At 44.8% G+C, this 16437-nt stretch carries 25 protein-coding genes, 1 pseudogene and 1 riboswitch; of the genes and pseudogenes, 17 read left to right on the top strand and 9 right to left on the bottom strand.

Features of this window, described 5'->3' with window-relative positions:
* Positions 1-7: 7 nt before the first annotated feature.
* Complete coding sequence (locus COV52_08310; GenBank protein ID PIR10610.1) at positions 8-388, bottom strand: methyltransferase; 381 nt, start codon at positions 386-388, stop codon at positions 8-10.
* 66 nt (positions 389-454) lie between these two features.
* Here COV52_08310 and COV52_08305 point away from each other — a divergent pair, with 66 nt between their 5' ends.
* On the top strand, positions 455-805 hold the full coding sequence (locus tag COV52_08305; GenBank protein ID PIR10609.1) for a hypothetical protein: 351 nt from the start codon (positions 455-457) through the stop codon (positions 803-805).
* Here COV52_08305 and COV52_08300 read toward each other — a convergent pair.
* Positions 799-1722: a lipid A biosynthesis lauroyl acyltransferase gene (locus COV52_08300; protein PIR10608.1), complete on the bottom strand. Its 924-nt coding sequence runs from the start codon at positions 1720-1722 to the stop codon at positions 799-801. The two genes, COV52_08305 and COV52_08300, sit on opposite strands and share 7 nt — an antisense overlap.
* A gap of 113 nt (positions 1723-1835) precedes the next feature.
* Here COV52_08300 and COV52_08295 point away from each other — a divergent pair, with 113 nt between their 5' ends.
* The 3 genes from COV52_08295 to COV52_08285 are packed head-to-tail and all read left to right on the top strand — an operon-like array spanning position 1836 to position 3023.
* Positions 1836-2141, top strand: a complete 306-nt coding sequence (locus COV52_08295) for a transcriptional regulator (protein PIR10607.1) — start codon at positions 1836-1838, stop codon at positions 2139-2141.
* Between the two features lies 1 nt (position 2142).
* On the top strand, positions 2143-2664 hold the full coding sequence (locus COV52_08290; protein PIR10606.1) for a sulfurtransferase: 522 nt from the start codon (positions 2143-2145) through the stop codon (positions 2662-2664).
* A 14-nt stretch (positions 2665-2678) separates the two neighbouring features.
* Positions 2679-3023: a hypothetical protein gene (locus tag COV52_08285; protein PIR10605.1), complete on the top strand. Its 345-nt coding sequence runs from the start codon at positions 2679-2681 to the stop codon at positions 3021-3023.
* A 102-nt stretch (positions 3024-3125) separates the two neighbouring features.
* Here the strand turns inward: COV52_08285 and COV52_08280 are convergent, their stop codons facing one another.
* Positions 3126-3632 carry a hypothetical protein gene (locus COV52_08280; protein ID PIR10604.1) on the bottom strand — a complete coding sequence of 169 codons (507 nt, stop codon included), beginning with the start codon at positions 3630-3632 and terminating at the stop codon, positions 3126-3128.
* Positions 3633-3722: 90 nt separating this feature from the next.
* Positions 3723-3824: riboswitch (TPP riboswitch) on the top strand.
* On the opposite strand from COV52_08280, the gene COV52_08275 reads away from it, so the two are divergent.
* Both COV52_08275 and COV52_08270 read left to right on the top strand, forming a co-directional pair.
* A complete protein-coding gene (locus COV52_08275; protein PIR10603.1) occupies positions 3813-4454 on the top strand; it encodes a hypothetical protein in 642 nt (213 codons plus the stop codon). Its footprint overlaps the riboswitch before it by 12 nt.
* On the top strand, positions 4451-4708 hold the full coding sequence (locus tag COV52_08270) for an endonuclease (protein PIR10602.1): 258 nt from the start codon (positions 4451-4453) through the stop codon (positions 4706-4708). The genes COV52_08275 and COV52_08270 overlap by 4 nt, the downstream gene beginning before the upstream one ends.
* Here COV52_08270 and COV52_08265 read toward each other — a convergent pair.
* Entirely contained in the window at positions 4705-6360 is a 1656-nt protein-coding gene (locus COV52_08265) for a hypothetical protein (GenBank protein ID PIR10601.1), read from the bottom strand. The genes COV52_08270 and COV52_08265 overlap by 4 nt on opposite strands.
* Before the next feature lie 74 nt (positions 6361-6434).
* Between COV52_08265 and COV52_08260 the strand changes: the two genes are divergently transcribed.
* The 3 genes from COV52_08260 to COV52_08250 all read left to right on the top strand — a co-directional run bounded on the left by COV52_08260 (position 6435) and on the right by COV52_08250 (position 8613).
* Positions 6435-6719 carry a hypothetical protein gene (locus COV52_08260; GenBank protein ID PIR10600.1) on the top strand — a complete coding sequence of 95 codons (285 nt, stop codon included), beginning with the start codon at positions 6435-6437 and terminating at the stop codon, positions 6717-6719.
* A gap of 113 nt (positions 6720-6832) precedes the next feature.
* Complete coding sequence (locus COV52_08255; GenBank protein ID PIR10599.1) at positions 6833-7426, top strand: hypothetical protein; 594 nt, start codon at positions 6833-6835, stop codon at positions 7424-7426.
* Positions 7423-8613 (top strand): Bcr/CflA family drug resistance efflux transporter, encoded by a 1191-nt coding sequence (locus COV52_08250; GenBank protein PIR10598.1) that lies wholly within the window; start codon positions 7423-7425, stop codon positions 8611-8613. Before COV52_08255 ends, COV52_08250 begins: the two co-directional genes overlap by 4 nt.
* Here the strand turns inward: COV52_08250 and COV52_08245 are convergent.
* The 3 genes from COV52_08245 to COV52_08235 form a co-directional block, all read right to left on the bottom strand.
* Positions 8603-9784, bottom strand: coding sequence for an MFS transporter (locus COV52_08245; GenBank protein ID PIR10597.1), 1182 nt, complete (start codon positions 9782-9784; stop codon positions 8603-8605). The two genes, COV52_08250 and COV52_08245, sit on opposite strands and share 11 nt — an antisense overlap.
* An 86-nt stretch (positions 9785-9870) precedes the next feature.
* Positions 9871-10065 carry a hypothetical protein gene (locus COV52_08240; protein ID PIR10596.1) on the bottom strand — a complete coding sequence of 65 codons (195 nt, stop codon included), beginning with the start codon at positions 10063-10065 and terminating at the stop codon, positions 9871-9873.
* Positions 10058-10360: a hypothetical protein gene (locus COV52_08235; GenBank protein ID PIR10595.1), complete on the bottom strand. Its 303-nt coding sequence runs from the start codon at positions 10358-10360 to the stop codon at positions 10058-10060. Before COV52_08235 ends, COV52_08240 begins: the two co-directional genes overlap by 8 nt.
* 105 nt (positions 10361-10465) lie before the next feature.
* Between COV52_08235 and COV52_08230 the strand changes: the two genes are divergently transcribed.
* Both COV52_08230 and COV52_08225 read left to right on the top strand, forming a co-directional pair.
* Positions 10466-11161, top strand: coding sequence for a hypothetical protein (locus COV52_08230; protein ID PIR10594.1), 696 nt, complete (start codon positions 10466-10468; stop codon positions 11159-11161).
* Positions 11142-11957: a dipeptidase PepE gene (locus COV52_08225; protein ID PIR10593.1), complete on the top strand. Its 816-nt coding sequence runs from the start codon at positions 11142-11144 to the stop codon at positions 11955-11957. Before COV52_08230 ends, COV52_08225 begins: the two co-directional genes overlap by 20 nt.
* Here the strand turns inward: COV52_08225 and COV52_08220 are convergent.
* The gene (locus tag COV52_08220; GenBank protein ID PIR10592.1) at positions 11925-12596 is read right to left on the bottom strand and encodes a hypothetical protein; all 672 of its coding nucleotides are present in this window, start codon (positions 12594-12596) and stop codon (positions 11925-11927) included. The two genes, COV52_08225 and COV52_08220, sit on opposite strands and share 33 nt — an antisense overlap.
* A gap of 94 nt (positions 12597-12690) precedes the next feature.
* Here COV52_08220 and COV52_08215 point away from each other — a divergent pair, with 94 nt between their 5' ends.
* A complete protein-coding gene (locus tag COV52_08215) occupies positions 12691-13563 on the top strand; it encodes a hypothetical protein (GenBank protein PIR10591.1) in 873 nt (290 codons plus the stop codon).
* Between the two features lie 47 nt (positions 13564-13610).
* Entirely contained in the window at positions 13611-13889 is a 279-nt protein-coding gene (locus COV52_08210) for a hypothetical protein (GenBank protein ID PIR10590.1), read from the top strand.
* Here COV52_08210 and COV52_08205 read toward each other — a convergent pair.
* On the bottom strand, positions 13865-14605 hold the full coding sequence (locus COV52_08205; protein ID PIR10589.1) for a hypothetical protein: 741 nt from the start codon (positions 14603-14605) through the stop codon (positions 13865-13867). The genes COV52_08210 and COV52_08205 overlap by 25 nt on opposite strands.
* A gap of 229 nt (positions 14606-14834) precedes the next feature.
* Here COV52_08205 and COV52_08200 point away from each other — a divergent pair, with 229 nt between their 5' ends.
* The 4 genes and pseudogenes from COV52_08200 to COV52_08185 all read left to right on the top strand — a co-directional run.
* Complete coding sequence (locus tag COV52_08200) at positions 14835-15320, top strand: hypothetical protein (GenBank protein ID PIR10588.1); 486 nt, start codon at positions 14835-14837, stop codon at positions 15318-15320.
* A gap of 44 nt (positions 15321-15364) precedes the next feature.
* Positions 15365-15480 (top strand): annotated as a pseudogene (locus COV52_08195) (IS30 family transposase).
* A gap of 125 nt (positions 15481-15605) precedes the next feature.
* The gene (locus COV52_08190; protein PIR10587.1) at positions 15606-16025 is read left to right on the top strand and encodes a hypothetical protein; all 420 of its coding nucleotides are present in this window, start codon (positions 15606-15608) and stop codon (positions 16023-16025) included.
* 15 nt (positions 16026-16040) lie between these two features.
* Positions 16041-16437 (top strand): hypothetical protein (locus tag COV52_08185; protein PIR10586.1); only part of this gene is annotated, 397 nt, incomplete at its 3' end.

Genomic DNA, 16437 nt, shown 5'->3' with positions numbered 1-16437 from the left:
AGGGTTTTTAATCGATATAACAGGCCGGGTCAATACGCCCATTACCCAAAAACTTTACACCTTCGGCTTTAAGCAATTTGGCTTTTTTATTGAGAGCGGCATTATCTTTGCGCCCCTCAAAACCATTGAGCTGCAAAGCTTGATTCACGACACGGTGGCAAGGTACGTGCGGGGCGAAAGGGTTGCGTCTTAAGGCCTGGCCAATGGCTTGCGCGGATCGGCAGCCTAAGGTTTTGGCGAGATCACCGTAAGTAGCGACTTTGCCTTTAGGGATCTTGCAGCAAACGCGCAATACTTTGAATTGAAACGGTGTAAGCTCGGCGGTTTTCTTAAGCGTGCAATCGGGGGCTAGCGCTTGAATATCGATGGTTTGTTTGTTCGCGGGCATAGTGCTTGACCTGGCTTTTTAATTTGTCTAACGTGTACACCATAGCCGCAAAGAGGAGGGTTGGCAATGGCCGAACAGCTCACTGAAAACCAAGCCAAGCGCCGCATATTAGTTATTGTTATGGCCATTGTTTGGCTAGCCGCTTTAATTATCACACCGTACTATATTGCTAAACCTGCGCTTTCCACTATCGATCAAGAGCGCGTGAGTTTTATGCAAACCTTAAACCCTAAAACGCTCAGTCATCAGCAAATTATGGCTTTGGAGAAACCGTATCGCGAAGAGTACGCGCGCTATTTGGCGTCGGTTTATGCCACGTTTTCTGCGATTTGGATTATCTTTCCGCTCATTGGCTTGTGGGTTGCGGCCAATCGTCGTAAGCGTCAGCACCTAAAAGCCAGGCGCGATCATCAATAAATTCTGGGCTCACCTTCTGGACGTGTTTTAAAGCGCCGATGTTGCCACATGTATTGCTCAGGGTGCTGCCTGATCGCGGCTTCAATGATGGTGTTTAGGGTAATGGCATCTTTCAGTTCGTCACGAGTGGGGAAATTTTCCAAGGCATAGCTGTTCACTTCATAGGGTTTTTGAAGATCGCCGGTATTGTGTATAAATGCGTAAACAAATTGTACGCCTTCGTGATAGAGCTTGTTCGATAGCGCAGTTATCGTGGCGGCTTGCTGCCCGAAGAAGGGGGCAAACACGCCGTTGCGAATGCCGAAGTCTTGATCGGGTAAGTAAGCCAGCACCTGGTTTTTCTCAAGCGCCTTGAAAAAGCCGCCGACATCTTTTCGCTCGACTAAGCCGCTTAGGTATTTTCGACGCTGGCGCACGGAAAACCATTCAAACAGAGCGTTTTTTTGTTGGCGATAAAATATGGTTAGCGGCAGCTGCTTGCCCATGGTGCGCATGAAGAGTTCAGCCTGTGTGAAGTGGCCTGATAAGCCGATAACGCCGCGGCCTTGCTTTAAAGCATGATGGAAAATGTTTAAGCCATTGATGGTGATCATGGCGTTAAACCGTTTTTCGCTGGCCCACCAAGCCAGCCCCATTTCAAATATTCCCAAAACGGCATAGCCAAAACTCTCGCGGAGTATACGTTCGCGTTCGCGCTCATCTTTTTCGGGAAAGCAGAGTGAGAGATTGACTCGGGCGATGTGCACGCGTCGAGCCTGGGCTTTCATGAGTACGGGGCCTAGCTTGAAGGCGAGCGATTTAAGTTGTGGGTAGGGTAGCAAAACAATCAGTCGTAATACGCCAAAAAAAGCCCACAGAGCCCAGTATCTCGGTGCTAACAAGCTGATCAATGGGGTGGGTTTTTGTTTTTTCTTCATGTCGCTCGAATCCTTTATGAGGCCGAAGTCTATCACAGAATAATTTATCGAGAAAAGCTTGTAATTTAGATAAAACTAATTTAGATTTATCTAAATTAATTAGGGGGCTTGGGATGAAAACCGCTCAAGATAGCTTGCAGAAAAATGCCCAGAAAGCGGCTGCTTTTTTGAAATTGCTAGCACACCCTGAGCGTTTGATCACCTTGTGTCAGCTGGTCAGCGGTGAGAAATCGGTTTCAGAGCTTCTGGCCTCCACCAAGCTTAGCCCATCGGCATTTTCTCAGCACCTGGCCAAGCTGCGTGAAGAGGGTTTGGTTGTGGCGAGAAAAGAAGCTCAGCAGGCTTATTATTCCTTATGTGGCAAAGAAGTAGAAGCCATATTAAATGTAATGCACGAATATTTTTGTGAGGAGAAATAATATGACAACGGTTCAAAAAATCAGTGCTGAAACCTTAAGGCAATTGCTTGCAGAGCACAAAGATTGGGAGTTGCTCGATGTGCGTGAGCCGGATGAATACCAGGCCGAGCATATTTCTGGCGCCATCTCCAAGCCTTTGAACCGCTGCGTGCAAGAAGGCCATTCTGTGGAAAAACCTTGTGTGGTTTACTGTCGCTCGGGCGTGCGTTCTGAGCAAGCAGCAAAAGCCATTGTGCAGCAGTGTAACCAAGATGCAGACATTTACATGCTAGATGGCGGGATTGTTGCGTGGAAAAAAGCGGGGGGCAGTACGGTTAAAACCACGGGGTTTTGTTTTTCTGTGATGCGACAAGTGCAAATTATTATTGGTTTTATGGTCGTGTTGGGCGTGGTGTTGGGTTTGACACTTTCACCGTATTACTCGCTGATCAGTGGCTTTTTTGGTTTGGGCTTATTGTTTGCCGGCATCACAGGCACTTGTGGCTTGGCGCGATTGTTAATGCTATTACCGTTTAATCGTTGATAAGGAGAAACGTTATGACAAAGTCTTATAAAGAAATCACCGGTGATATTTCCGCTTCCTTGGCCGACCTTCGCAAAGGTATACCCGATGCGATGAAGGGCTTTTCCGCTTTGGCGCAGGGTGCGACCCAAGAGGGCGCGTTGGATAAAAAAACCAAAGAATTAATCGCGCTTGCGATTGGTGTGGCCGTACGCTGTGATGGTTGTATTGGTTTTCATGCGCAAGCCTTGCAAAAATTAGGTACCACTGAAGCGGAGGTGATGGAAATGCTCGGCATGGCGGTGTACATGGGCGGTGGACCGTCGCTGATGTATGCGGCTGATGCGCTGCGTGCGTTTAAAGAGTTTTCGGCTGAGTAGAATGGTTATTCGCTTGATCATGACCCGGCTTTGCCGGGTTTTTTTCGGCAAAACCCTTTACTGTCTTCTCGACACAGGCCTTTTTTGGGCGCTTTCCCCATTTTATAGGGTCAAAACACCGGGTCTCTCAGTAAAGCGAGCGTTGCTAAGCGACGTCATACAGCCCTTTAAATCTTTGTCAGCTTGGTGATTTGTGATGAAGTTAAAATCAGTGTAAAACGCGTCTTGATTTCCTTCATCATCAAACATCAGCAGATCAACGGTTGCATAAATCGCCGGGACAAGCCTATCGGCATCCTCCGGCATATCATGATCCGGCGTAAGCCTTTTGCATAAGCACTGATAAACTATATCAGCCTTTTCCACGATGGAGTCGTTATCACAGATCTTGATTGTTGATTCGAGTAAGCGGAGTAGTTCATCAAACGTGTTGCTGAGGCTTCGCATTAAACTGTCCATTTTTGTTTTTATAGCAGCTTCGAGGGTAGCGACCGTCGTATGCGTATTTGCCGCTCTTGGGTGGCTGTCAATTGATGTTAAGCGCTCTTTGGCGGCTGTTGGTGCGTATAGACTGCTGAAAGATGCGGGTGATTTTTTGTTAATAAGCAAGAGAAGAGCGATAAGCCGCAACCTCGGGATGGCCCCTTAATGCTTCTAAAATATCTGGCCCAGCCAGGTATTTTTTTATATAGTAGCCTTTCAATAAAGCAGGGGAGCGCTTAGGCGCTGAGATTGCATACGCTAAACCCTTTGAACCTGATCCGGTTAGTACCGGTGTAGGAAGACAATATGAACATACACACCTTGGGTGAAATCACCCTGTCTATTTCCACCATCATTTATTTCATTTGGTTTCTGCCGCAGTTGTGGCTCAACTTCAAGCGCAAAGACACCGAGGGTTTAAGCTACTGGATGCACGGTTTGTTGTTGTTTGGTTATATGGCCGACTTGATGTACGGCTTTGGCCGCGACATGCAGTGGCAATACCGTTTGGTGACGATTGTCGGCTTGGCGAGTTTGTTTATCGAACATTATCAAATTGGGCGCTATGGCTTGCATTCAAAAAGTGAGGTGATCAGCTATGCCTTAATCACCTTAGTTTTTTTAGGCTTGCTCGGCTATGCCATTGATAATGTAAGTTTCACGCATCGTAGCAAGCATTTTTATGACACAGCAGGTATGGTGTCCAATGTCTGTTGGTTTACCTACATGTTGCCGCAAATTATTAAAAATTACTTGAATAAATCCACCGAAGGTTTGAGCTTGTATTTTGTGCTTATTGCAGTGCTTATTACCGTGTGTGACCTCACGTCCGCGATTGCACTCAATTGGGATTGGCCAAGTTTAGTCGGCGCACCATTGACGCTTTTGAAGAAAAGCGTATTGCTGTTTCAATGTTGGTGGTATCGAGGCAGGCGCCTTAAGCGATGACACAGTATTTTGTTTACATCATCGAGTGTGAGAATGGTGCGTTGTATACAGGCTTTACGACCGATATCGAGCGCCGTTATGCTGAACACGTAGCCGGTAGTGCGAAGTGTAAGTATACGCGAAGCTTTCCACCCAAGCGCTTGGCAGCGTATTGGGCGTTTGAAGATCGCAGCGAGGCTTTGTCGATGGAGGCGAAGATTAAGCGGATGAGTGTGGCTGAAAAAAAGGCACTCATCGGGGCTGCCCAGTATTAGTACGGCCTACATCGGTCACAAGAGTCGTCACTGTCATCATCATCTGCGTCATAAGGGTTTCGAGTGCCTGGTGGGTAGTAGTGATTTTCAGTGTGATCGTCATCGTCTCTACTTTGTGAGTCATCACTGCCGTTATCGTATGATTCGAGGCCTTCTTCTGACTCAAATTCGGCTTTAACGTTTGCATCCACATCATAAGGATAAATATCATCAATACCAATGTTATGCTTTAATCTGTATCTCTTTTCTGCTAGTTTTTCTTTATATAATTCTAATAATCTCTGTGGGCCAGCTTGAGACATTAGATCGTTTTTATCCCTTATGAAGTAGTCGAATAGCTCTCTATCGTCATTGTATACCTCAAAAAGCTCATCGAAGTCTAAAGCGTCATCGAATTCATCAGGATTCACCAGTCGTGCAACATGGCGTGATCCGAGCGTAAGAAACCCAGCTTGATCGTTTTGATAAAGCCTTGCGATGCTCGCATGTGGCATATGACGCAATAGGTTAAAATATTCTTCATAATGATCTTCTTTGATAACTTGGAGCTGAAAAAGCTCGTTGGTCTTTAGATCTGCCACTTCGTTTTCATCGTCACTGATACCAAATTGATCATCGCTGTCAGATGAGTCATGAAAGGTGTATCCTTTTCTTTTTTGAAGACCAAGCTTTTTTCCATCTGTGAGAAAAGATAGGGTGCCTGTTTGATTGGTTGGTGGAATTCTTTTTAAATGCTCAGCAGCCTCATCACCGATCACGCAATCTCGTTGTGGGCTCTGCGACTTAAAAAAATTGGGTAACGCCCAGTTTCTGCCGATATTGGGGTGATGGCCTGCGGTGTTAATCTTGAGTGAATCAACAACTAGGGCGCAGCGAGGACAGCAAAGTCGTGATATGCCAATATACTCTTCTGGAGTAATGGGGGTTTTTTCAGCTATCATTCTGTCAATAATGCGCATTTCTGCGTGAACCTCTGCTTCACTTAGTTTAAGTATCGAAAGTTTTTTGTTCGCAATAGCTTGCAATATGCCTGGTTCACTAGGTGCTATGCTCATTGCTTTTGATATCGCGCGACGAATTTTAATAAAATCTCTTGCCATTCTTGAAACGGCACGAAGAACTTTAATGTCTTTATCTGATTTTGGTTCAGCAAGTTCGCGAATTTTTTGGTCTCGCCAGTGTTTTGTTTCCTTTCCTGACTTGAATAGATCGCAGAACTGATTGATGATTTTCTTTTTAAGTAAATCAGTGTTGGCTGCCTTGAATATACGCCAATGATCATTTTGAAGCTGTGCAGCAACGCCATTGCTTAGTAATACAATGGCATCTTTCATGTCAATTTTTTGATTAGACAGTAGTGATGCCATCTCAGTAATGTCACGAATATGTTGGTTGGTTTGTTGAGAGCGAGCATGAATAGCGTTGCTTGCAATTTGAATTTCTTGTTCTTTATCTGAGTATCTAACGGCTGCACAGGTTTCTTTGCCGTGAAATAGTCTGGCTATGGCGTCACGTTGGCGTTGAGGTTGCGTTCTTTCTTTTGGTTCTCGTTTTTCTGTTAAGGGTTGAAGATGTTTGATGTATGCTGCCCTAACGGCTTTCTGTTCGGTGTCTCCGTCATAGCCCGGTTGATCTAGAATACCAGGTTCCATGTTGACTGCTCTCCAATTAAATTGTGGTATGTTACACTCTCTAAACTTAAGGTTTCGTTAACAAGTGAGGGTTTATGCATACAGTACTGGTCATGCTAGAAGCCAGGCCGGGGTTAGAGGCTGAGCTTGAACAGATTTTAAAAGACTTGGCAGATGGCAGCCGGGCTGAGCCTGCAAGTGTACTTTATCATGTTCATCGCGTGAAAGATAATGAACATCAGTTCATTCTGTACGAGCAATGGCAAAGTGCTGAGCAGCATGCTAAACAATTTGAGAAGTCCTACGTGCAAGCGCTGGGGCAACGCTTAGCGAGTTGCCTTTCAAAACCGTATGAAGTGTATATCGCTGAGCTGCTTTAATATCTCTGCTTTTCCAGTGTAAACCTCCGCGCCATTATTTACCGTCAATATTTGACCAATTGGTTAATTTAATATAAGATGATTGACCTATAGGTTAACTATCAAGGTTTCGCATGGCTCAAAAAACACAACGCCCCTCGGCCGATAAAACCCGCGAGCGTATTTTAGACTCATCTAAACAGCTTTTTTTAGAGAAAGGCTTTGATGGCGCTTCAATGAGTGCCATCGCTAAATTAGCCGGCGTGAATAAGGCGTTGTTGTTTCATCATTTTTCGGATAAAGCGAATTTGTGGTGTGAGGTCAAGGCCATGATTTCAGCGCCGACGCAAGCGCATGTCGAGTACGATATGACGACAGCGGCAGGATTTTTTGAAAGTCTTTTAGATGATCGATTTAACACGTATGAGAATCATCCTGAACTTGCCAGGTTGATGGCTTGGCAGCATGTGGTGAAAGAGGGTGATGCTATCGTGGGGAATGAATACACCTCGCCTGAGCGTTGGAAAAAGGCGCTCAAAGTACTCCTGCGTCGAGGTGAGTTGAAAGTAGGGGTGGATATTGATTTGGTGATGTTGTTTATCGCCTACAGTTGCTATGCGCCGTTTTTGCAAACGCATATCCAACTGAGCCGTGCACAAAAGCAAGCGTATAAACAGTTAATTTTAAATTGCTGTTTAGCAGAATTTACAAAAGGAAAACAGTCATGATAAAAACAGCGCCAGTTTGGCTATTGCTCATTTTGTTGGGCTTTCCGCAGTTCAGTGAAAATATTTATTCTCCTGCGTTACCGACTATGGCGCATGCGCTGGCGACGAGTAACACTTTGGCGCAATGGACATTGACCTTGTACTTTATCGGCTTTGCGGTCGGTGTTTTTTCCTTTGGGCGTTTGTCGGATCATTGGGGTCGCCGTGTTGCGATATTGTCTGGCTTAGTTGTTTATGCCTTAGGCGCTTTATTATGTGCGTTGTCACACAGTATCGACGTTTTATTGTTCGCACGCTTGGTCCAAGGTTTTGGCGGCAGCGCTTGTTCTGTGGTGGGCCAAGCCATTGCGCGCGAAGCTTTGCATGATAGTCAGCGTCATCAGTTTTTTTCTTTAAGCGGCGTGGTGTTGGCTGTGTGCATCACAGTGGGTCCGTTTGTTGGCGGCTACCTCACGCAGTGGTTTGGCTGGGAAAGTAACTTTATCTTGTTGCTTGTTTTGGGTTTGGCGATACTTTGTGCTTCCAGTCTTCGCCTGCCTGAAACCCGCGCGAAAGGCATGACAGTGTCAGCGGTTTGGCCAGTATTAAAGCGCATGCTTTGTGATGTGCGCGTGCTGTCGGCTTCGGGCTTGGTAGGTATTATGAACGGTATCTTATTCAGTTACTACGCACAAGGTCCGTTTGTTTTTATCAAAATGTTACACTTTACGCCCATTCAATTTGGTCGCTTAGGGTTGCTCTTGGCCTTTTCTGCGCTCAGTGCCGGGTTTGTTTCGCGTCGTTTGAGCAAGCACTTAGGCTACAGGGCTTTGTTAATCCTCGGCGGTGTATTGATGTTGCTCTGCAGTGCAGCGATGTTATCTTTTGTCGTCTTGGGCTGGGTGAGCGCTAATCATCCTGTTGTTTCCTTGGTGTTGATTATGTTGCCAATGATGGGCCTGGTATTTACAACATACGGTTTTGTGACACCCATTGCATTAGGCCAGGCTTTGGTGCACTACAAAGAAGCGCTGGGTACAGCGGGCGCTGTATTTGGCTTATCGTATTATTTGTTGGTGTCGTTAATCACGGCGGCCATGGCATGGCTTGGACATTTTGGTTTAGTGGCCATGCCAGCCTATTTTTTTGGCTTGAGCCTTGTGAGTTTGTTTCTATTGTATCGCCTCGGACGCTGCCTTAATGCTTAGTTCGAGCAATAAAGCCGTAGTACACTAACATGCTGAGTAGGCAAGTGCCCATAAATGCGATGCCATATGGGTAAAGAGTTTGTGATTTTAGTTGGCTTGAGACTAGGGTGAACCCACTAAACATTACCCAAACTACGCTAAACAAAAAAGCATTCGCAGAGGCGGCAAGCTCCTTAAAAGTGATTAGGCACTCTGAGATATAAACTGGGAAAATAAGGCCGCTTAGCATTACTGAGATAAATGTTGGTATGACAAGCGCGAGTAGATTTAAAAACCCAAATTTTGCAAAGAGTAATAACGCAACGGCGGATAAAAAAATCCCTGACAGTGCGCAGTTCACTTTTAGCTTTTTGCTGTAGTTAAATAGCACTCGGTTAATGGTGTTGCCGAGAAACCAGGCCAGCCCCATCAGTAACGCGATAAAGCCATAGCTGATGGCGCTTTGATGTAGTGTAACTTGTACCAAGAAGGGACCTGAGACACTGAATAGAACGCTATAACCGTAGGCGATGCCTACAAATAGTGAGCAGAATAAAAAGTAATGATTCTTCGATATTTGATAGTAGTTTTTCCATAGATGATGTAACGAAAATTGACGCGAGTTTTTGAGTGTTTCGCGGTATAAAAATAATGTGAATAGCAGGATCACAATGATATAAATCAGGATGAAAATAAAGTTAGCTTGCCAGCCAAAATAGGCTTGCAAGTGGCCCCCGATAAAGGGGGCGATAATGGGGCCCAGCGCAAAGGCGATGGTGGCATAGTTGAACTGTTTTTTTAAGGCATCGCCCTCAAATACATCGCTTAATATGGCTCGAGCCGGCACGATCATAAAGCCGACGCTAAAGCCCTGAATGAAACGTAAGGCGATCATGCTGTTCATGCTGGGTGAGAATAAAATACCAATGATACTGAGCAGTTGGAGCAGCGTTGAACCCATAATCAGTTTTTTTCGCCCAAGAGCATCGGAAATTGGCCCTGCAAAGAGTTGTGATATAGCCATTGCAAGCGTAAAGCTTGTGACGGTGAGCTGTACCATGGCTTTTGTAACATGAAATTTCATGCTCATAGCTGGTAATGAGGGTAAGTAAATGTCTGTGCTCATACCGCTTAAAGGAATAAGCAGGTTCACAAAAAATGCGCACAGACGTTGCTTAGAAGTCAGTTTCATTATAAAGCTACCAATCAGTTTTTCGTTTTATGGGGGCGGAGGGCTTGGAAGAGTGAAGGGAATGATATCCGAAATTATTTGTTAGCTCAATAGTCTTTTTGTGTTTTTTCTGGAGCAAATTTCAAGAGATCATCAAAAGGAATCGCTTTCGAGAAAAGAAAGCCTTGAGCGTAATCGCAGCCCAGTGACTTTAAATAGCCATGCGGTGCTTGGGTTTCTACACCTTCGGCAACTGTGGGCAAGCTTAACGCTTTGGCGAGGTTGCTGATAGCTTTAATCAAGTTGTTTGGGTGATAAGTTAATGCTGATGCGAAAGGGGTTTTTTATGCGCTTTTTTAGAAACTTAATGCATTGAGCTGCTTCATGTAGCACAAAATCTCTAAGGCCAGTTTGGAGTTCCGGTAGTTGTTGCCGCCGCGGCGTTTCCTTTTCGCTATAGCCCAGCATTTTGCATAACGCCTCGTTGACGTAAAGAAACTGGCCGTCAGGGGAGACGAGCGCCATGCCAATGGCGGCGTATTTAAACGCGCTAGCAAAAAGATCACTGTCCTGTAAATCTGTGTTTGGTTTTTCCATGATGGCTTGGGATAACTTGCGAGGGTGGGTTATCCAATTTCCGGCGAGCTTGTTTATGAGCTCATGGGGACGTATTATAGTTCTAAGATTAAAATAGGCTGGCTTATGAAAGAGATACGTATCATCACTCCCATCGCGCCGCTTGAGATCGGTCGAGATCCTAAGGATTTTGATTATTTAAAGGGGAGAGGGGTTGAGCTTAGTCATACCCACCTTGATCAGGGGCCTGCGTTTATCGATTCTGAGGCAACCCACCTTGAGGCCTTGCCCTTCTGCCTTGAAAAAATTCAGCAAGCTTGCGAAGCGGGGGTTGGTGGCGTGATCACCGATTGCATGGCTGATGTGGCCATGAAGGAAGCTAGAGAGCAGGGGGTTAACATCCCGGTTATCGGCCCTTCTTATGCGACATTTAAAATGGCGGCGCTTATCGACGGACAACGTTTCGGCATTTTGTCGCTCAACGCCGAGCTCGTGACACTCTTTAAAACACTCTGGTTGGATTACGGCTATTCGGTGTCAGATTTTTACGCGCATGATATGAAACTGCACGATCTCAGTCTCTTACTTGATCACGACGCGCTTTTTGATGAGTTGTTGATACAGGCAGAGAATTTCATCAAGACGCAATCGGTGGATAAGCTGGTTTTTGGTTGCACGGCTTTTACGAGCATGGCTAAACCTCTGCAAGCGGCGCTTCGGCAAAAAGGGTATCAAGTTACTGTGCTTGACCCGATGTTGTGTGCATTTTATTTAACACTGTTTTTACTGGATAACGATCCACATGAAAAATCACAAGCTTAATCTTTTGCTATTATCGGGCAGTAAAGCTGCTGGCAGTTTGCCGAAAGGCGAGAAGCCAGGCCTGTTTGACTGGGCTGAGAAATGGATAAACGCTTTTTTCACAGAAGAGGCTACGCAAGGCAAGCCGATTATGTTCGTGCCGTATGCGCGCGCTGGTGGCCTGTCTGAGGCCGATTACTTTAAAAGCACTCAAGATCGCCTGCAGCGCATGGGAATTGCTTGTGTGTGTGCCCCCAAAGGTGGAATAACAGAGGTTGATTTGTTTAAAGTTGGTGGTGTGTTTGTGGGCGGTGGTCATACACCGACCTTGCTTTATAAGCTTCAAAGCACGGGGGCTTTGGCTGTGCTTCGCGAAGCGGCAAGCGCAGGCTTACCCTACATGGGCAGTAGCGCGGGCACATTAATCACTTGCCCCACGATTAAAACGAACAATGATATGCCGGGGCCGGCGAACGATGTTATCGACCTGATCAGTCTTGGTTTGATTCCTTTTCAGCTTAACTGTCACTACATGGACGACAGCATGCATGACCCTGCTCACCAGGGCGAAACACGCGATCTTCGTTTAAAAGAATTTTGTATCTTTAACCCTGGCAAAACAGTGTTAGGTTTATACGAAGGCCAAGCGATTCGTGTACAGGGGGATAAAGCTGAGCTTTGGACATCTAAAAATGCGCGCGGGTTCAACACGCCAATCTTTTCTGATGATCGGCGTATTGAGCTGGCGTGCGCTGTTGATGAGCCTTGTGATATCTCCTGGCTATTAGACCCACGATACACACGGAATATCGTTTGAAGAGTAAGGTGCTTCTTCGGCTTGCCTTAGCGAGTTGTAAGCTTGCATGACGCCTTTAAACCCGGTTTCTTCAAATTTTTTGTGCAGTAAGTTTGCGTTATTTTGGCAAAATTCTCGAAACAGGGGGCCCTTCATAAGTCGAATAATCCAGTCGGCAAGCTCTTCAGGCTTGTCATTTAACCCATACATAAAGGTCTTGAGGGGAAGGGCGGCCATGATTTTATTATATCGGTCGATATCGTAACAAAACGATAAGATGTTTAGACGCTTTTCATTGTCACTGATTCGGCGAACCAGGTTTTCAATTAGCAGGTTCGCTGTGACATGGCGATTTCGCAATGAAAACAAGCCGGCCTTTGTGAATGATGGATGAAAGTACTGTCTGTCAAAGGCTAAGTGATGCAGTGCCGCCATTCTCACGTAATGGTTCACATAGAGTAGGCTTATCAAGCTCTGCTGACCCTCTTCTAGGCCGGGCAGGTGTTTGAAGATTCTGCACATCAGCTCTAAGGGTAGGGGCGTTTGTGTTTCTGGGTGTACCCATTGCTCAACTGACTGTGCCCTGTGAGTGAGGTCAGAAAGCTCTCGTCCGCTTTCTTGATGGCTGCCTTTTCGGTAGTGATTGTTTGTATTTTTCATTATAAAACTCCTTCTTTCAGGATAATTTTATAACTTGATATATATTCAATAAATCTATAAAATTTTAATGTATGTTGAATAAAGTGTAATACCTATGAATCGCCTTGATCTTATACAAGCTTTTGTGATTGTGACCGATTGCGGCACGCTTCAAAAAGCGGCTGAGCAACTTCACCAAACCAGTGCGGCTGTCAGCCGAAAAATTACGCGCTTAGAAAATTATCTGGGTGTAAAGCTGCTTGAGCGCAACCATAGTGGCGCGACGCCTACCCCGATGGGGCAAACGTTTTATCATGCTTGCAAAAAGGCTCTGGGTGAGGTTGAGCAAGCTGAGCGTTTGGTTTTCCAGGCCGTTGAAGAACCTGAAGGCGAGCTGCGTGTGTTTTTAAATGAGTATTATATGAGGGTCTATATTTTGCCACGCTTAAGAAAGTTTATGCAAAACTACCCGAAGATTGCGCTTGATTTTCATATTGAAGAAAAAGCGCCGGATTTTAAAAAGTATGGCATGGATATTTTTTTTGGCACCAGCTTACCGGGTGCGGATGATCTTGTCAGAAAGCCTTTAATTAAGACTCGCCACGTGTTGTGCGCCTCACCAAGCTATCTGAAACGAAAAGGTAAGCCGAAGGCGATCAGTGAGTTATTGCAGCATGACTATATTGCACATGGCGGCAGAGATCAGAAAGAGCTAGTGTACCTTGCCAGTGGCGAGCCCCTGGCATTGAACCCCTGTCTAGTGGTTAATGATTCAAACACGGCTATCAACTTGGCGTTACAAGGGTTTGGGCTTATTTGGGTGATTGAAAGTTTTATAGATACTTTGCTTGAGAAGAAAAAGCTTTGTATTGTCTTGCCGGGTCAGCAAGAAAAGCCGGTTATGACCTATGCGTACTATCGCTACCAAAAACCGATTGATAATAAGGTGAAAGCGTTTCTTGATTTCTTTTCTGTTGAGGCGAACTAGGGCGTGTGCTATATATCATGCCAATGATGATTAAGGAGTGATCAAGGATGAAAAGCTTAACGTTAGTATTTACAATGTTCTTAATGGCGGTGGCCTTTGTTACCACTTATGCCGATAGCGCTGTTGGAGCCAGAGACTCGGAAGCTAAGAGCTCAGCTAAGCATAATCTTCAAGAAAAAGCAGGGCAGGCCCAAGCGATAAAATCGGTTAACTGGGATGAACGCACCAGTGCGACCAAGGCTGCGTTGCAATATAAAGCTTCAGAGGCTTCTTCAAATAGCCTGAATCAGCAAGTCGATACTCAACAAGCGTCTTTGGTGCTGTGATTCGTGGATAAATTGTGTCTGTCGATCTGAGATTTTTTAAGCAAGGCTTTGCCTGTGCAGAAAAAGAAAATCGCTGAAAATGCACCCATAATGTGATAAAGCATGTCAGAAGAAATGAGTCCATTTAAGGCTTGGATAGGCAATTGTTGGATCACTGAGCCGACAATAATGAAAAGAAAGAACATGATAAAGTGAACGCTGCCTTTGCTTCGGATAAAGCAAAGATTGAAGATGAAAAATAATAGTAGAGGGATGCAGTAGTCGATGATCATTGGCCAATACGCCAGCTGATTTTCAGTGTTGATGAGGCTTTTGTCTAGCAGAATAAACCCAGTGTAAACAATCAGTACTAACACAGCTAAGATGTTAAGCGTGGTTCTAATGTGTGATCGCGCAAGGAAATGCAAGAAAACGGTGAAGTAGATTCCCGTGGCTGTTAAGCCAATTAATATCGCTGTTATAAAGTATAAAATTAAAGAAACCTCGGGGATTCTAAACTGAAAATAACCATGATTAACGCCTGCAACCAGCGAAGAAGCGGCGATCAATGTGCCGCTGATGGCCCACCACCAGGCGCTTGTTAGACACCTTGATCGACATAATAAACGAAAGGCTGCAATCGCGTACGCAATCACAACGATAAAATTTGTGATAGAGACAACCGTTAATTCAAGGGAATGGCGCATAACATAAGGCTCCGATGTGGCATGGTTCATGTTTGCTGAGCTCAGGTGTGCTTGTCAAGTTATGGCAGCGGCTAAAGGAGTATATCGCGGGTAAACTGAATTACAGACCTAGCAAAACGTTAGGTTATCTGAGATCTACTGATTTACTAGAGCAAAACCCCACATTGTAAATCTGCGAAAAAGTGTTGTTACTCAACCCATATTCGATTAAAATATGACCAAAATAAACATGGGAGACTTCTTTATCATGAAAAAAATAATGCCTTTAGCCGTTTTAATCGGTTCAACATTTGGTTTATCTTCATCAGTCTACGCGGCGGCAGCTCAAAATAATGGTGTGCCTGTTTGGAATGGTAAAAATCCAGCGCCGATTACACTTTGCGTGAATACGACGGATGTGTATCCTCCTAGCAGTTTTGTGCACTTGAATAATTATTATTCAAATCCGCAGTACTCAGGGCCACTAAAATTTAATCCTAATGATGCTGCTTCCATGGCTATAGTGGAACCCGATAGCCTCGGTTTAAAATCTGCTTTTGGCAGCTCAAAATTATTTACGACTGGCCTGCTAAAATTGAGCAACACTGGGAATGACAATCTTATTATGCCAATGCCACTGATCCCGGCGCCAACTGGTGTTTTGCCTGGAAAGTATCAATTATTCATTCATGCTGCTAGTATGAAAGGACGTGCGCTAAGTGGCCCTACAATTACATATAATGTTATTTCTCAGTGTAATAAGTGAAGCAATTAATTTATTTATTGGGTGGCTGCACGTATTACGAACAGATTGCGGATAAGCTCAAAGCCGGTTTTTATTTTGCGCACCCGTATTCATCCTGGGAGCGCGGGTTAAATGAGAATACCAATGGCCTGTTAAGCAATATTTGAAAAAAGGGGCTGATTTTAGCCGAATTACAGCTAAACAGCTTGCGATGACTATGGGTAAACTGAATAATAGGCCGAGAAAGTCGTTAAATGATCAGTCGCCAAACAGGTTTTGGACTGATCAAGTAACAGGAGCATTCCCATGAATAATATTGAAAGAGCAAAAGAGATTGTAAAACGCCTTTGGAGCCAAACCGATCTCGACAGTATCGATGATCTAGTGTCACAAGATGTTGCTATTAAAAGCCCTGTTAAATCTGGCAAAGGGTCAAGTACGTTATCTGAAGTCGTTTTATATTGGCAAAAAGCATTTCCTGATGTAACAAGCCAATGGCTTTCTGCTGATGAAGTGAAGCCAGGAACGGTTGTTGTAAATTGGAAAGCGCAGGGAACCCATTCTGGTGATGCTTTTTTTGACGTAGAAATGACTAATCGCACAGTTGAGTACAGCGGCAAAACAACTTATCTGTTTGAAGATGGTAAGCTCTCTGCTTACGAAGCGAATGTTGATATTGATAATATACTACAGCAATTAAAGCCCACGCATCAGCTAATGCGCTAATGAGGATTTTCAGTAGTGTCAACAATTCTAAGCCCACATTCACTTGAGCCACTTGATAGCAAACTAAGGCTACTGCGAACACCTGAACCACCATACTATGTGGCTATTTCGACAAATATCCACCATGGTAACGATTATGATCAGTATCAAGCATTGCTTGACAGTACCTTTGTTGAAGCCAATAAAAATGAAGGTTACTTAGGCATGGATAGCTGTCATGAAACACTCGAAACCGGAGAGATTTATTCGATTTCAGCGATTTATTTTTCAAGCCCCGAAGCTTTAAATAATTGGCGCCATAATGTTAAGCATATTGCTGTTAAAAAAGGTGCAAGGCAACGCTGGTTTACGGAGCATAATATTAGAATCTGCCAAGTGTTAGAACACTATGGAACTAATTTGACTGAGAAGC

The sequence above is a fragment of the Gammaproteobacteria bacterium CG11_big_fil_rev_8_21_14_0_20_46_22 genome (assembly GCA_002796245.1).
GTDB lineage: Bacteria > Pseudomonadota > Gammaproteobacteria > UBA12402 > UBA12402 > 1-14-0-20-46-22.
This window is presented reverse-complemented; position numbering and strand designations above follow the sequence as displayed.